The sequence below is a fragment of the Alicyclobacillus hesperidum subsp. aegles genome (genome assembly GCF_027923525.1).
GTDB lineage: Bacteria > Bacillota > Bacilli > Alicyclobacillales > Alicyclobacillaceae > Alicyclobacillus > Alicyclobacillus aegles.
In genome coordinates, this window is record NZ_BSBJ01000049.1 from 82,116 (window position 1) to 97,156 (window position 15,041).

Sequence of the window (15,041 nt, forward strand, 5' to 3'; positions counted from 1 at the left end):
GGCAAAGTGCAAATCGGCCGTACCGAACGTCGCTTGCGGTACGGCCTTTTGGTGTTTTTTTCGTGTGACACCTATGGGACGGTCGGATGAATAAGTTAATTTGACTCGTATACCATACAGGGGTATAGTACATACGAGAGCGAGGTGAATCGAATGAGTCATCCCTACGCGAAGGAAAAAGCGGATTTGCTGACACGCCTGCGCCGGATTGAAGGACAGGTGCGTGGTGTTCAGAAGATGATCGAAGAAGATCGGTATTGTGTCGACCTACTCACGCAGTTGGCGGCCATTAAAAATGCGACGCACAAAGTTGCGTTATCGATTCTGGAAGCCCATACGCGCGGTTGCGTTGCAGATGCCATCCATCACCACACATCGGAAGATGAAAAGATTGACGAGTTGATGGATGTCATTCGGCAGTTTATCAAGTGATTTGCTTTTCCATACAGGCTCAACAGGCCTATCTCCACCACAAGTCTTTACTGAAGGGGGTGCTTGATGATGGGGGAACAAGGGGCAAAAGAACTGGTCTTGCCCGTCGAGGGCATGACGTGTGCCGCGTGTGCAGCACGCATAGAAAAGACGGTTTCACGTTTAGACGGTGTACAGTCATGTCATGTCAATCTCGCCTCGGAAAAAGCGATGGTTGTGGTTGGTCCAGGGATGGATTGGCGTACCGTCAAAGAACGAATTGAAAAAACCGGCTATGCCGTTCCTTTGAGGACAGCAGAATTCAAAATTGCTGGTATGACCTGTGCTGCCTGTGCGGCGCGCATTGAAAAGGTCGTGGGCCGCGCTGACGGCGTGGCGTCTGTACAGGTGAACCTTGCGTCCGAAAAGGGCACCGTAGCGTTTGTTCCTGGCCTGATCGACGAGCAAGGCATTATTGCACGCATTGAAAAGGCTGGGTATGGCGCTGTTGCGATGAAAAACGTCGATGAAGTTGACGAACGCCGTCGCCGGCAAGCAAGGTATCGCCGCGATTTATATACGTTCTGGGGCTCGGTCGTGTTGACACTGCCGCTTGTCATCCAGATGTTTGTGATGCTGGCTGGCGGGCATGCCTTTTTGCCAATTTGGTTGAGTTTTGCCCTCGCGACGCCTGTACAGTTCTACGTAGGCTGGAGATTTTACCAAGGTGCATATCATTCTCTGCGTGGTGGTGCCGCAAACATGGATGTCCTGGTGGCCTTGGGGACATCTGTCGCTTACGTGTACAGCACAATCCTGGCTGCCTTGGGTCATTCGGATACGTACTTCGATAGCTCGGCAACCGTTATCACGCTTATTTTCATGGGTAAGTTGTTGGAGGCGCGGGCTAAACAACAATCGGCGTCTGCCGTGGAGTCACTCGCTGGCCTTGCTGCAAAAGAGGCCCATGTGATTCGCGACGGTCAGGAAGTGGACGTAGCTGTTGAGCAATTGCGTGTTGGCGACGTATTGCGCGTCCGTCCGGGGGAGAAAGTACCCGCCGACGGCCTTATTGTCGAAGGCTCTCCCAGCATCGATGAATCCTTCCTGACCGGTGAGTCCGTACCGGTAAGCAAAACAGCTGGCGATCCAGTCTACGGTGCCTCCGTAAATCAGTTGAATGCATTCACAATGCAGGTAACCCGCGTGGGCTCCGACACGGCACTGGCACAAGTCATCCGACTCGTCGATCAGGCACAGGGATCGAAGGCGCCCGTGCAACGGTTGGCCGACAAGATTTCAGGTATTTTCGTGCCAACGGTGTTGGGTGTTGCGGTCGTGACGTTTCTTCTTTGGGGTCTGTTTGGCACATGGAGCCACGCGCTCCTGGCGGCCGTTGCGGTACTGGTTATCGCTTGTCCGTGTTCACTAGGCTTAGCGACTCCGACCGCGATCATGGTGGGAACAGGCCTTGGGGCAGAGTTCGGGATCTTGATCAAGGGCGGCGAACACTTGGAGCTGGCACACAAGGTGAATGCGGTGATTCTTGATAAAACGGGGACGATCACGGAAGGCAAACCTAGTGTAACGGATGTCCTTCCTGCAGAAGGAATGGATAGCGACCAATTGATCCGATTTGCGGCGGCGTTGGAAGCGCAAAGCGAACATCCCCTTGCGAGAGCGGTGACCGAGTACGCCAATCTGCGCGGTATTGCGGATACAGCTGCAACTGGCGTTGAGGCCATTCCAGGGCGTGGCATTGTCGGTACCGTCGAGGCACATCAAGTTTTGATTGGTCAGATCAGTTGGCTTGAGGAACAGGGTATCGCAGGGCTTAACCCGACGATGGTTGCCAATTTAGAGGAACAGGCGAAGACCGTGGTTTGCGTTGCCATCGACGGATCATTCGCGGGTGTCCTCGGTATCGCGGATCGAATTAAATCAGATGCCAAGAGGACTGTGCAGGCACTTACTCGTATGGGCATCGACGTATGGATGATCACGGGAGACCATGCGCGCACGGCACATGCGGTGGCGAGTCAGGTGGGGATCCAGCGGGTCATCGCGGGTGTTCTGCCTGCGGACAAAGCGACGAAAGTCAAGGAGCTCAAGGAGCAAGGTCGAATCGTGGCCATGGTGGGCGACGGGATTAACGATGCCCCTGCGTTGGCGGCGGCGGATATCGGCATCGCCATGGGTACGGGTGCAGATGTCGCCATCGAAGCTGCAGATATCGCACTCGTGCGATCCGAGATGTACGGCGTTGTTCGTGCCATCTTGCTCTCGCGCCTGACGATGAGAAAGATTCGCCAAAACCTGTTCTGGGCATTTTTCTACAACATCCTTGGTGTCCCGCTTGCCGCTATCGGTCTGTTGAGTCCTATGATTGCTGGCGCTGCGATGGCACTCAGCTCCGTATCGGTCGTATCCAACAGTCTTCTGCTCAAGCGCGCCCATCTCGCGATGAAGGGGGATGGTTATTGAAGCCGAGAGCTTCGCGATCATACCTTTCATCGAACATAAGGAAGGCAAGAAAGGGGGGGATTGCATGGCTACAACAACCATCGCCATCCAAGGCATGACTTGCTCGGGCTGCGTTCAGTCCGTCACCAAGGCGTTGCACGCGATTGCAGGTGTGCAAAACGTCGACGTCAGCTTGGAACAACATCAGGCGACCGTCACCTTTGACGATACACAGGTAACGGTGGAGCAATTGAAGGAAGCCATTGAAGACGCTGGTTACGACGTTGCCTAAAGTGCGTTATAAGCTCGAATGAAAACATGGCCCGACATTCAACCGGGCCATGTTTTTCAGTATCGTTACCATTCGGCACATACCGTCAGGTTGTCCGTTCAAACCTGTAGCCGAATGGTCACACCGTGCGATGGATGGCCCGGCGTAACCCGTAGCCCAAGTTCCGTTTGTTCCACGGTTCCACTGTCGACTGTTGCCACTTGAGCAGATGCTCCGCGCAAACAAGCGGTCCACGGCTTTGCAAGGCCGTCTGGAACCAGCTCGATCACGCCTCCACGCCGTTGCACAATGAGCGATCCCACAGTGTCGCCAGCGGCTCCATACAATGTGAAGTTCGCCACAGCACCCTCTTGCACTTGGAACACGTGAAACTCGACGCCATCTGCAAACTCGTAATCAGGGCGATCCACTCGTGACCCGAAGGGCAAAATCGAGTTTTCCCGCACAAATAGCGGCAGGCTAAAATAATCATACCGCTCACGTCGCCACGAGCCGCCCACAACCACTTCGCCAGTCAACAGGTGCGTCCATGTTCCGTGTGGAAGGTAATACGAAACGAAGCCGTCCTCCTGAAACACGGGTGCCACCATCAGTGATGGGCCGAGCATGTATTGCCGGTCCAGGTAGTCACATGCGGGATCGTCCGGGAATTCAAGCAACATGGCACGCATCACGGGGATGCCTGTGCAAGCCGCTTCTTTGGCGGCCGCGTATAGGTATGGCATCAAGCGATACTTGAGTTCTGTGAAATGGCGCAGGACGTCAACGGCCTCCTCGTCGTAAATCCATGGCACGCGGTACGATGCATTGCCGTGCAGTCGGCTGTGGCTGGAGAGCAGGCCGAACGCTGTCCAGCGCTTATATAAATCCGGCGTCGACGTCTCCTCGAATCCGCCGATGTCGTGGCTCCAAAAGCCGAAACCCGACAGCGTGAGCGACAGCCCGCCGCGCAGACTTTCGGCCATCGACTCGTAGGTCGCGCTGCAGTCGCCGCCCCAGTGCACGGGAAACTGTTGACCACCAGCCGTGGCGGATCGTGAGAAGACGACGGCGTCGTGCTCCCCAACGTGTTGTTTAAGCGTGTTAAAGACCACCTGATTGTACAAATGCGTGTAGTAGTTATGCATCTTCAGCGGGTCCGATCCGTCATAGTAAACGACATCTGTCGGAATGCGCTCGCCGAAGTCTGTTTTGAAACAGTCGACGCCCATGTCGATGAGCCGCTTCAACTTGTTTGCAAACCAAGCGCACGCCGCGGGGTTGGTGAAGTCTACGATGCCCATGCCTGCTTGCCATAGGTCCCATTGCCAGATGTCGCCGTTCGACCGTTTCAGCAAGTAGCCAAGAGCAGCCGCCTCGTCGAACAACGGTGATTTTTGTGCGATGTATGGATTGATCCAGACGCAGATGTTCAAGCCCTTGGCCTTCAGCCGCGAGAGCATCCCTTCGGGATCTGGAAAGACCCGCCGATCCCATTCGAAATTGCACCATTCAAATTCTTTCATCCAGAAGCAGTCAAAGTGAAACACGCGCAACGGAATCTTGCGATCCGCCATGCCATCGACGAACTGATTGACCGTCTGTTCATCGTAATTGGTGGTGAATGATGTGGTCAGCCACAGGCCAAACGACCAAGCGGGGGGCAGGGCAGGCTTGCCTGTGAGCGATGTATAACGTTCAAGCACCTGTTTGGGCGTCGGCCCGTTGATGACGAAGTAATCCAGTGATTCGCCTTCGACACTAAACTGCACGCGCGAGACAACCTCGGACCCAACTTCGTAGGAAACCAGCTCGGGATGGTTGACAAATACGCCATATCCGCGATTGGTCAAGTAGAAAGGCACGTTTTTATATGCCTGTTCCGAATTTGTGCCACCGTCGCGGTTCCATATGTCCACCGTCTGTCCATTTTTCACAAACGAGGTGAAACGCTCACCCAAACCATACACGCACTCGCCTACCGACAAGCCCAACTGTTCCCGCATGTGCGCAACGCCGTTGTCGATCACGTATGCCAAGCCCTTGTTGCCGCTTTGGGTAAGGAGGCCGCGGTCATTGATAAACGACATCGACCATGGATTGCGCTGTACCCGAACTTTAAGAGAACCGCTAGTCATCTCGATGGTATCTTCTGTCTCGGCAATCTCAATCGCGCATGGTTCTTCGTGAAGCTGAAATGCCGGCCCTGGATCTCTTTTTCCTTTAAAATGCTGTACCTGCACGCGGATGATATCCTTCATCGGCGAAGATAAGCGGATGGTCAACAAGGGCCCATCCAAAGTGGCCCCGCGGTGGTGAATGGGCTTACATGGTGTGTACAGCGTTACTGCGTTCTGCTCGATCACGGCGTCATGAACGAGCGCAGGGTTGTGCACAGAAACCCCTTTTCGATTGAGCCAGTTGCCGTCGCTGAATTTCATGGTGGTCACTCCAAGCGTTCAGACTTTGCCGATGGCGGAGTCCAAATTGTTTAGATTGTCGGGATTATATCAAAACTTTTTGCGGGGAATTTGCGATTTTTGATCATGATGACGGCCGTTTTTGGTAGTTTTCCGACGCATAAATGTTTGCACACTCCATAAATTGACACGTCACATATCGTTCCAGCGTGTGGGCTTTGGTACAATGGTTGAAAGCCATTCTATTTCGGCAATCTGAACGAAAAGGCAGGTGCCGTTGATCATGAAACTATGTTCGTTTTACCAGGACGGAGCCGTCCGTTTAGGGCTGGTGCGTGACCACCATGTCGTCGACGTCGCAGCCAGCGCGCATGCACTCGGTGTCGAGGCGCCTTTGAGTGTCATGGCTGCGCTGGCAGGGGGCGAGCAGGCCACGGCGCAACTTCGGCAAGTGTACGCGCAAGGAAGTGTCGCCCTATCTGTGGATGACGTCGTGTTTGCGCCGCCTGTTACCCATCCAGATAAAATCATTTGCGTAGGGCTCAATTATCGCAAGCACGCCGTGGAGTCGAACATGGCGATTCCGGCATCGCCTGTATATTTCACCAAATTTTCGAACAGTCTGTCTGGGCATCGGGAAACGGTGACGATTCCGCCAGTTGCCAAGCAATGTGACTATGAGGTTGAACTTGTCGCCGTGATCGGACAGCGCATCCGTCAGGTGTCCGTCGAGGACGCCTTAAGGGCAGTGTACGGGTACGCTGTCGGCAACGACCTGAGTGCCCGCGACTTGCAGATGCGCAATAGCCAGTGGCTGTACGGCAAGGCCATTGATGGATTTGCACCGCTTGGCCCGTACCTGGTGACGGCGGACGAAGTGCCAGACCCGCAGGCTTTGCGCCTGCGTACCTGGGTAAATGGGGAACTGCGCCAGGATTCGACGACGGCCGACATGATTTTCAGCGTTGCAGAAGTCATTGCGGATTTGTCGCAGGTCATGACGCTCGAGCCGGGCGACCTCATTTATACAGGTACACCGGAAGGGGTCATTCTCGGTATGGCAGAACAGCGCTGGTTGGATGCCGGCGACGAGATTGTCTGTGAAATTGATGGGCTTGGACGGTTATGTACGCGCCTTGCGCGCTAGTTACTCGGTCATGGAAACCTAGCTGATGAGGAACAGCTTGAGAACAAACACCCTGTGGATTCCAGCACTACAAACAAGTTGAGGCGAAGTTCAATGAGTATCGGAGCGAGGCGTCGGCAACGGGCTGTCGTGAAAGTCGGATCGAGTTCCTTGACAGATGGCGCTGGGGTGTTGTCGGTCGCGAAGATGGAACGGTTGGTCAAGCAGATCGCAGAGCTACAAAGAGAAGGGCGTTGGCACGTCGTGCTGGTGTCTTCGGGTGCGATTGCTGCAGGGCTTGGCAAGCTAGGCTGGCAGCGTGCCCGTATCTCGATGCCGGAGAAGCAAGCGGCCGCGGCGGTTGGGCAGACGGCGCTGATGGAGGAGTATGAGCGGCTGTTTGCGCGAGAGGGTCTGCATGTGGGGCAGTTGCTGCTGACGCGCGCGGATGTCGAAGATCGCAAGCGGTTTGTGCATATTCGGAACACGGTGCAGGCCTTGCTGCGACATGAGATCGTACCCATCATCAACGAAAACGACACGGTGGCCGTTGAGGAAATCCGGTTTGGCGACAACGACTCACTCGCGGGCCTTGCTGCGTTGGTCTCAGAGGCGGATAAACTCGTCTTGCTGACCGACATCGATGGTCTGTACACGGCCAATCCGCGCACACATCCGGAGGCAACGCGCATCGATGAGGTCGCTGAAATCACGGACGAGATCGAACGGCTGGCAGGGGGTGCGGGCAGTGCCGTCGGCACGGGGGGCATGCGCACGAAAATGACCGCTGCCAAGGCGGCGGTACAGGCGGGGGTCGAAGTCGTGATCGCCAGCGCACAGACACCCGATGTGTTGCGCCGCGCCTTGTCCGGCGAGCCTGTGGGGACGCGCTTTTTGCCGGCTGCGCAACCGGTGAGCCTGCGCAAGTCGTGGCTGATGCACGCGCCGAAGCCAGAAGGTGCACTAACCATTGACGCCGGCGCCGTGCACGCGCTGCTCACAGGCGGAGGGAGCTTGCTCGTGCCTGGCATTGTCTCGGTCACCGGTGACTTCCAAGAAGGAGCGGTCATTCTTCTGCAAAACGTAAAGGGCGATCCGGTGGGCAAGGGCATCACGAGTTTTTCCGCTCGCGATCTCGACGATTTGCTGGCGCGCCGCCGATCCGGTGAGGACTTGCACAACGTGCACGAAGTGGTACACCGCAACGACATGGTGCTCGTGATGGAGGCGAATGCGAGATGACGGAGATTTTCGATGGCGCGCTGGAGCTGCAGAAAGCGGTCGCCGACGTGCTTCGGCGCGCCCAAGCGGCGAAGCGCACGCTGGCCATTGCGCCGACCAAACAGAAAAATGACGCCCTGCGCAAGATGGGGGAGGCCCTGTGGGCGGATCGCGCGGCAATCCTTGCTGCGAATGCGGCCGACGTCGCCGCGGCTCGCGAAGCAGGGCAACCGGAAGCGCGGATCGACCGGCTTGCCCTGGATGAGCGGCGGATCGAGCAGATGGTGGCTGGGCTGGAGGCTCTCATTGAACTGCCGGACCCAGTGGGGGAGCAGATGGAGCACTTTGTGCGCCCGAATGGCCTGGATATCCGCAAGCTCCGCGTGCCGATGGGCGTTGTCGCGATGATTTACGAAGCTCGCCCAAACGTCACGGTCGACGCGGCTGGGTTGGCATTGAAGACCGGCAATGTGGCCGTGTTGCGGGGGGGGCGCGAGGCGTTGCAAAGCAATCAGGCGATTGTGCGGGCATTGCACCGGGGGATCGCGGCGGCCGGTTTGCCAAGCGATGCCGTGTTGCTTATTGAGCGGACGGAGCGCGAAACGGTCGACTTCATCATTCGTGCACGCGGCTTGGTCGATCTCGCCATCCCGCGCGGCGGCGAAGGTTTGATTCGGCGCGTCGTCGAAAACGCCACCGTGCCGGTCATCGAAACGGGCGTCGGCAACTGTCATGTGTATGTCGATCAGGCGGCGGACTTTGCCAAGGCCACGCCCATTGTCGTCAACGCGAAGACGCATCGCCCGTCTGTCTGCAACGCCGCCGAAACGCTTTTGGTACATCAGGACGTGGCAAAGGTCTGGCTGCCGCAGGCTGCCAAGGCTCTGCGTGCCAAAGGTGTCGAGTTGCGCGTGTGTGAGCGTGCGTATGCAGTGCTAGCCGAAGCCGGCCTCACGGATGGCGTAAAACATGCAACCGAGGAGGACTGGGCGACTGAGTATCTCGCACTGACGCTCGCCGTCCGCGTGGTGGATTCGTTGGACGACGCAATTGCGCATATTGAGCGCTATGGGACCTTGCATTCGGAAGTGATTGTGACCGAAGACGAGGCAGCGGCTCAACAGTTTTTACGGAGGGTGGACGCGGCGGTGGTGTATCATAACGCATCGTCGCGCTTCACCGATGGCTTTGAGTTTGGGTTTGGTGCCGAGATCGGCATTTCGACGCAAAAATTGCACGCGCGCGGGCCGATGGGACTGCGTGAATTGACGAGTTACAAGTACGTCGTGCACGGAGACGGACAAGTGCGCAAGTAAGTGTGTAAAAGGTCACGGCCCTTGTCGGTTGTGTCGATACAAATGCGGACGTACGATGGACCATTCCTAACCGAAAGGGGAATTGGTTCATGGGTACATTTGGTGGATACACGCGCTGGGCAGTGGTGTTCTTGATTATCTTCGTATTGTTCTTCCTCTTAGTACCGGCTGTCGGTGTCGCTGCAAGCAGCTGTAGCTGTGCAGGCGGCATGTACTAAGCGGTAAGTGTTGCGTACATCGCACGCAGAAAACGGCGGGCCGCCAGAGTGAGCGGCCCGCCGTTTTCATACCAGCACGTCCATCGCAAATTGCCGCGTGCAACTCGTAACCCTGTTGCAGCGCTCGCCATATGATGCCCCAACATCAGCCTATACGGGTTGGGGGGGCATGGCATGCATCTTACGCCTTCACATTGGATTTACCTGGCTGTGGTCGTCCTGGTCATCATTGGGATGGCTCTGCGCAAAGGCGTCATACCCATCTGTGTGTTGGGTACGTTCGCCATCGGCTGGGTGTACACGCACAGTTTCGTGAAAGGGTTGCAGACGCTGTACAATGCGAACTTGGCGAGTGCAACAAACCTCTTGGGGATCATCATCATCATTGGCCTGATGGTCGCGCTGTTGCGCTTGATGGAGCGGATTGGGGCGGACCAACTCCTGCTTCGGCCATTTCGCAACTCCGTTAAAACGCCTGGCGTCGCCTTTTGGGGTACAGGGCTGATCAAAGGTGCCGTCTCGCTGTTTGTCTGGCCGACACCGGCAACGATGATGGTCGCGCCGCTGATGACGCCGATTGCCATGCGTGCAGGCTTGCCGCTGATTGGCGCGGCCATGACGATGAACCTGTTCGGCCACGGCATTGCACTTTCCGGTGACTTTGTCATTCAAGGTGCACCCAAGCTGACCAGTTCGGCCGCAGGTGTTTCGGTGACTTCGGTACTGCAGGCGAGCGTGCCGCTGGTGTTGGCAACAGGCGTGGTCAGCACGGTGCTTGGCTATCTGTTCTTGCGTCGCGATATGCGCCGCGGCAAGCTATCCGTGGGCGAAGTGCAGGCGGCGCAGGTGCGCACCGAGTTTGGCGCTGCCGCCAAATTTGCCGCCGTCGTCGTGCCATTGGCTTTTCTGGCGACGATATTGACCACCATTCTCCTGCCTTTGCGGGGCGGTGACGCAACCGCATTCATTGGCGGTGTGGCACTTCTATTATTCCTTGCGATCGCGATTTTGGAGTACGGCCTAAAGGCCCCAGCCGCGGTCATGACGTTCCTGCAGGATGGGTTTATTTTCTCGATCCGCGTCTTCGCGCCGGTTATCCCTATCGCAGGATTTTTCTTTATGGGCTCTCCTGACGTTTCGCCGCAGATCTTAGGCAATGGTGCGCCTGGTTTCCTGCTCGATCTTGGCAAGGCCCTGGCCGCACATGTGCCGCTTTCGGTTGCGCCGGTGGCGATTATTATCGTGCTAGTCGGCGTGATCGCAGGATTGGACGGCTCGGGCTTTTCCGGTCTCGTGTTGGTAGGGACATTGGCGCAAGCGTTAGGCACGCCGATTGGTGCGAACGTGGCCGTGCTTGCTGCGCTCGGTCAGATGGGCTCCGTGTGGAGCGGTGGTGGCACCTTGGTTCCGTGGGGCGTACTCGACATTGCAGGTGTGACAGGGTGCGATCCGGAGGAGTTGACGCGCCGCAACTTCGTTCCCGTCATCTGCGGCTTGGCGGTGGCGACGGTCGTCGCAATTCTGCTGGCATAGATGCAGGACAGTCTAGGCACATGCCAAGTATGTTCGGTAAGGTGGCAGAGGGCGGGAGACCGCCCTTTGCTCGTTCATCCAGCGGTGCTTTGTGACAGGCGCGATCGCGATCGTGTAAAGGCACTTGCGGTGACGATGGTCATCAACAGAATGGCAGCAAAGGCGCCGAGACAAAGTACCGCGACAACAGTGCTGGAACGCGTGATCAGCCAACCGAAAACGGTAGGCACGATGGCGCCGCCAATTCCGGCAAAAAAGGTGACAAGGCGCGTGACGAGGGCGGTCATCTCCGGGAATGAGTGATTGGCAAAGACGAGCGTGACGACATAGATGCCAGACATGAAGATGCCGGTGGCGCATGCTTCGATATACGCAACAAACGGCAAACGCGTCGCCGCGATTGCCAAGATCACGACGAGCGTACCACCGGTCGCCAACATGAGATATGGGCGGTATGGCAATCTGCGAATGATCCAACCTGTGGCCATGCGGCCGATGACCATCGCTATCCAAAACAAGCTCACGGAAAGCGACGCGGTGCTTGCCGAGAGGTGCAAGTGGTTCGCAAAAATGGCGGGGAAGAAGTTGTTGACGCACGACTCGACGCCGACGTACACGAGGATGGCGAACATAAAGAGAGCAAAGAGCAGCCATTTCTCAGACCGCCGGGCAATATTCACGGCTGCGGTCGGTGCGTCGATTGGGCCTCTGTGGTGTTCTGGCTGCACAATCGGCGTCATGAACGTGATCGTCGCAAGCAGGACAGCGAGTGCCCCGACGACAAAAAAATCCAGTCGCCATATGCCGACGCGGATAAACCAGCTTGCCAAGAGCGGGGTGATCACACAACCAAGCCCAAAAGCAGCCTCGGTGCGACTCATCACGACGGCGCGGCTGGTGGGAAACCACTCGACGAGCGATGTCGAAATGGTGGCTTGTAAGAGAGCCATGCCAACACCATTGATGAACGACATCGCAATACACCACCAAACAGCCGGTAGGGCGCCAAAAACGATTTCTGCAATGCCTGTCGCGGTTGCTGCCATGGCAATCGCTGCAGGGTAGCCACGCGTCTTGACGAGGACCGGTGAGAGTGGGACGCCGACAAGATAGCCAACAAATTGTGCAAAGACGAGATCGCTACCAAACATATAGGACGATTGATAGTGGTGAATGAAGACTGGTAATACACTGCCAAGTGCGACCGTTGCCATCCCGTTCATGAGATACATACCACAGGCGAGCCAAACATAGAGAGGCAACAGAACAACCTCCTTGATGGGGAATCCGTTTGCGAGACTGTGATCCATCGTACTCCATCTCGGGGCACGGGGCTAGATGCGTCTTAGGCCTAGACCAGCGCGTCGGTTCAGATAAGAACAGCGTGTTATGATGAAAGACAAAAGGATACGGAAACGGACGTGACACGATGGACGAGTTGCTCGACGTCTTGGATGAACAGATGAACCGCATAGGTACGGCACCGCGTTCCCAAGTGCATGAGGCGGGGTGGTGGCACCAGACGTTTCATTGTTGGCTGTACGACTGTATCGCTGGGGAAGACATGTTGTTGCTACAGCGTCGGCACCCGAGCAAGGACACCAACCCAGGTAAATGGGACGTGAGCTGTGCAGGGCACCTGGCGGCAGGGGAATTGCCGGAGGATGGCGTGCGCGAGCTACAGGAGGAACTTGGAGTTGCGATTTCTCCTAGTCAACTGGTCAAGCTTGGCGTGGCGAGGCATCACTTTCGTAAGAACGGCGTTATTGACAATGAATTCAGCCATGTCTTCGTCCTACGCTGTGGGTACGTGCACGATGTGCACAGGTTTCAAGTGGCTGCCGATGAAGTGAGTGGGCTCTACCGAATTGCGGTGAACAGCTTCAAGGAGTTGGTCGACGGCAAGTCACAAAGCGCCGTTCTCGAAGGGGCGCAGTGGACCGATGAAGGGTGGACGCATGATGTCTGTGAGGTGCAAATGGTTGATCTCGTCCACAGAGAGCCCGATTATTACCGCTTGCTCTGGCAGTACTTTCACGTTCTATGATGAGAATAAAGGGGCACATGCAGCACATGTACCCCTTACCCCGGGCGTCTGTCTTAATCTACGAAGGGTCCATTGAAGATGGGGCGTTCGCCGACAGGCTCGCCGAACACAAACACGGCCCGCAGATCATCTCCCGCGCGTACCGGCGTCAGTGGCATGCTCTCGACGTCGCCGTTGGCCATAAAGACGAGTAGATCTCCTTTGTTGATGGGCGTTTCATCCTCGCCCAGGTAGCCGTGGCCGGCAAGAACGTAGATAAATCCTTGGTAGCCTGTCGGTACCTGCAACGTGTGTGTCTGTCCTGCGGCAATGGTCACATCTTCAAACTGCATGGACCTGCGCGTCTTGACAGGTGACAATCCACCGACAATCCATGTGCGCTCAACACCTGGGGTAATCTGTTCGCGCGGTAGTGCGGCAGGCATGATGTCCTCGTAACCCGGATCGATCCCTTTTTCACTGCGCGGCAGGTTAATCCAAAGTTGCAATCCACTGTCGATCCCATCGGTGCCCGGCATCTCGGAATGTACAATGCCCTTGCCGGCTACGACGTGTTGTACACCTCCTGCCGGTATGACGCTCTCGTGGCCCGCGCTGTCTGCATGGGCCAATGCCCCTTCCAGGACATATGTCAAAATTTCAAAGCCGCGATGCGGATGATCCGGAAAGCCGTAAGGCTTTTCAACGGCAAAGTGATCAAGCAATAAAAATGGATCGATGTAGGGCGTGTGGCGCGTGGGAAAGACGCGGGCATGCTCCTGTCCCATCGTGCTTGCGCGCTGTCCCCCAGGGTATTTTAACCAAGTCATCCTATTGTCTCTCCTTGTAGAAGGCATCGTGCAACGCTAGCGCACACCATTGTAAAGCTGTGGTTGCTCCCGGCGATATACCGTGGAATTGCGCAAAGCCGTGAATGAGATCTGCGAAATTGCGATAAATGACAGGTACGCCCTTCTCGCGCAATGCATCGGCGTACATTTTACCCACATCACGCAGCGGATCGTACTCGGCTGTCGCGATACAGGCGGGCGGAAGACCACTTAAATCGGGATAAAGAATGGGTGCGAAATATGGATTAAAGAAGTCTTCCTGGCTGTTCAGATAGTGGTCTCGGAACCATGACATCAGCTCGCCGGTCAGAAGATAGCCATCGCAATTTTCTTCGATGGATGCCGGCGGATGCGCGGGGTGGTAGCCAGTCGACGGGTACAACAGCCACTGGTAAGCGATCCGTGGCGTCTTGCGTTCCTTCGCGAGGATACATGCCACAGCGGCCAGATTACCACCCGCACTATCGCCCCCCACAGCAATGCGGCCGGGATCAAGCTCGAAGGATGCGGCGTGGTCTGCAATCCAAGCAAGAGCATCATACGCGTCGGCAACCGCAGCGGGGAACTTGTGCTCTGGCGCGAGGCGGTAATCTACTGAAAATACGACGCAATGGGCCACATTTGCAACCACTCTGCAGATTGGATCATGTGATTCGATGTCGCCGAGCACCCAGCCGCCACCGTGGTAAAAGACCAGCGCGGGCGATGGGAGGTGCAGTTCTGCGGGTCGATACATGCGAACAGCCAACGTTCGATCCGGCAGTGCGATGCCGAAATCGCGTGTCTCCGCAATCGGCATGTTGGGCGCAGAATTGAACATTTGGCGTTGGCGGTATTCCTGCACAGTCATATTGGTCAGTGGGGGTGTGGGTATCGCGTGTAAGCGGTCGAGGAATTCGCGAATCACTGGATCAAGTGACATATCGGCAACCTCCTGCACTGCGCCTTCAGTATGGAGCATCACATCTATCGCCATTGTATCAGTTGTCGCAGGAATACAAGAAATGTGACCACAGCGTTACATTTGCCTGTGGATTACCGACGAACCGTTCGTGCCTGTGGTAACGTTTGAACAGAACGTGTCTTCCTGCAGAAAATGATATCGCGCTATTCATATACCTGTTATGAAAATGATTTGTGGATATAGAAAGACAAAATTGACTCTTGATCGCGCCTTATGTAAGC

Annotated in this window: 13 protein-coding genes; 9 read left to right on the plus strand and 4 right to left on the minus strand. The window is 56.3% G+C overall.

Going from position 1 to position 15,041, the window contains the following annotated elements; translation table 11 throughout:
* Window positions 1–153 precede the first annotated feature (153 nt).
* From QMF38_RS10100 to QMF38_RS10110, 3 genes are all read left to right on the plus strand, one after another.
* Window positions 154–432 carry a metal-sensitive transcriptional regulator gene (locus tag QMF38_RS10100; RefSeq protein WP_006446007.1) on the plus strand — a complete coding sequence of 93 codons (279 nt, stop codon included), beginning with the start codon at window positions 154–156 and terminating at the stop codon, window positions 430–432.
* 69 nt (window positions 433–501) lie between these two features.
* On the plus strand, window positions 502–2,895 hold the full coding sequence (locus QMF38_RS10105; RefSeq protein WP_040288694.1) for a heavy metal translocating P-type ATPase: 2,394 nt from the start codon (window positions 502–504) through the stop codon (window positions 2,893–2,895).
* A 64-nt stretch (window positions 2,896–2,959) separates the two neighbouring features.
* Window positions 2,960–3,166: a heavy-metal-associated domain-containing protein gene (locus tag QMF38_RS10110; RefSeq protein WP_040288800.1), complete on the plus strand. Its 207-nt coding sequence runs from the start codon at window positions 2,960–2,962 to the stop codon at window positions 3,164–3,166.
* A gap of 98 nt (window positions 3,167–3,264) precedes the next feature.
* Here QMF38_RS10110 and yicI read toward each other — a convergent pair whose 3' ends face one another.
* Complete coding sequence (gene yicI / locus QMF38_RS10115; RefSeq protein WP_281759351.1) at window positions 3,265–5,586, minus strand: alpha-xylosidase; 2,322 nt, start codon at window positions 5,584–5,586, stop codon at window positions 3,265–3,267.
* Between the two features lie 262 nt (window positions 5,587–5,848).
* Here yicI and QMF38_RS10120 point away from each other — a divergent pair, with 262 nt between their 5' ends.
* The 5 genes from QMF38_RS10120 (at window position 5,849) to QMF38_RS10140 (ending at window position 10,979) form a co-directional block, all read left to right on the plus strand.
* Window positions 5,849–6,712 carry a fumarylacetoacetate hydrolase family protein gene (locus tag QMF38_RS10120; RefSeq protein ID WP_281759352.1) on the plus strand — a complete coding sequence of 288 codons (864 nt, stop codon included), beginning with the start codon at window positions 5,849–5,851 and terminating at the stop codon, window positions 6,710–6,712.
* 93 nt (window positions 6,713–6,805) lie between these two features.
* Window positions 6,806–7,933 (plus strand): glutamate 5-kinase, encoded by a 1,128-nt coding sequence (gene proB / locus QMF38_RS10125; protein ID WP_281759353.1) that lies wholly within the window; start codon window positions 6,806–6,808, stop codon window positions 7,931–7,933.
* Entirely contained in the window at window positions 7,930–9,228 is a 1,299-nt protein-coding gene (locus tag QMF38_RS10130; protein ID WP_281759354.1) for a glutamate-5-semialdehyde dehydrogenase, read from the plus strand. The genes proB and QMF38_RS10130 overlap by 4 nt, the downstream gene beginning before the upstream one ends.
* Before the next feature lie 89 nt (window positions 9,229–9,317).
* Entirely contained in the window at window positions 9,318–9,446 is a 129-nt protein-coding gene (locus tag QMF38_RS10135; protein WP_269744860.1) for a hypothetical protein, read from the plus strand.
* A 174-nt stretch (window positions 9,447–9,620) separates the two neighbouring features.
* The gene (locus QMF38_RS10140) at window positions 9,621–10,979 is read left to right on the plus strand and encodes a hypothetical protein (protein ID WP_281759355.1); all 1,359 of its coding nucleotides are present in this window, start codon (window positions 9,621–9,623) and stop codon (window positions 10,977–10,979) included.
* A gap of 74 nt (window positions 10,980–11,053) precedes the next feature.
* On the opposite strand, the gene QMF38_RS10145 is transcribed toward QMF38_RS10140, so the two are convergent.
* Complete coding sequence (locus QMF38_RS10145; RefSeq protein WP_281759356.1) at window positions 11,054–12,241, minus strand: MFS transporter; 1,188 nt, start codon at window positions 12,239–12,241, stop codon at window positions 11,054–11,056.
* 167 nt (window positions 12,242–12,408) lie between these two features.
* Between QMF38_RS10145 and QMF38_RS10150 the strand changes: the two genes are divergently transcribed.
* Window positions 12,409–13,026, plus strand: a complete 618-nt coding sequence (locus QMF38_RS10150) for an NUDIX hydrolase (RefSeq protein WP_281759357.1) — start codon at window positions 12,409–12,411, stop codon at window positions 13,024–13,026.
* Window positions 13,027–13,079: 53 nt separating this feature from the next.
* Here QMF38_RS10150 and QMF38_RS10155 read toward each other — a convergent pair whose 3' ends face one another.
* Together QMF38_RS10155 and QMF38_RS10160 are read right to left on the minus strand one after the other, a co-directional pair.
* The gene (locus QMF38_RS10155) at window positions 13,080–13,835 is read right to left on the minus strand and encodes a pirin family protein (protein ID WP_281759358.1); all 756 of its coding nucleotides are present in this window, start codon (window positions 13,833–13,835) and stop codon (window positions 13,080–13,082) included.
* Between the two features lies 1 nt (window position 13,836).
* Window positions 13,837–14,778, minus strand: a complete 942-nt coding sequence (locus QMF38_RS10160) for an alpha/beta hydrolase (protein WP_281759359.1) — start codon at window positions 14,776–14,778, stop codon at window positions 13,837–13,839.
* Window positions 14,779–15,041 lie beyond the last annotated feature (263 nt).

Bases quoted from the DNA above. Each gene is read 5' to 3' on its own strand.
- QMF38_RS10110 (WP_040288800.1), top strand. From the start codon at position 2,960: ATGGCTACAACAACCATCGCCATCCAAGGCATGACTTGCTCGGGCTGC.
- QMF38_RS10150 (WP_281759357.1), top strand. From the start codon at position 12,409: ATGGACGAGTTGCTCGACGTCTTGGATGAACAGATGAACCGCATAGGT.
- QMF38_RS10160 (WP_281759359.1), bottom strand. From the start codon at position 14,778: ATGTCACTTGATCCAGTGATTCGCGAATTCCTCGACCGCTTACACGCG.
- QMF38_RS10155 (WP_281759358.1), bottom strand. From the start codon at position 13,835: ATGACTTGGTTAAAATACCCTGGGGGACAGCGCGCAAGCACGATGGGA.
- proB (WP_281759353.1), top strand. From the start codon at position 6,806: ATGAGTATCGGAGCGAGGCGTCGGCAACGGGCTGTCGTGAAAGTCGGA.
- QMF38_RS10105 (WP_040288694.1), top strand. From the start codon at position 502: ATGGGGGAACAAGGGGCAAAAGAACTGGTCTTGCCCGTCGAGGGCATG.
- QMF38_RS10140 (WP_281759355.1), top strand. From the start codon at position 9,621: ATGCATCTTACGCCTTCACATTGGATTTACCTGGCTGTGGTCGTCCTG.
- QMF38_RS10135 (WP_269744860.1), top strand. From the start codon at position 9,318: ATGGGTACATTTGGTGGATACACGCGCTGGGCAGTGGTGTTCTTGATT.
- yicI (WP_281759351.1), bottom strand. From the start codon at position 5,586: ATGAAATTCAGCGACGGCAACTGGCTCAATCGAAAAGGGGTTTCTGTG.
- QMF38_RS10100 (WP_006446007.1), top strand. From the start codon at position 154: ATGAGTCATCCCTACGCGAAGGAAAAAGCGGATTTGCTGACACGCCTG.
- QMF38_RS10130 (WP_281759354.1), top strand. From the start codon at position 7,930: ATGACGGAGATTTTCGATGGCGCGCTGGAGCTGCAGAAAGCGGTCGCC.
- QMF38_RS10120 (WP_281759352.1), top strand. From the start codon at position 5,849: ATGAAACTATGTTCGTTTTACCAGGACGGAGCCGTCCGTTTAGGGCTG.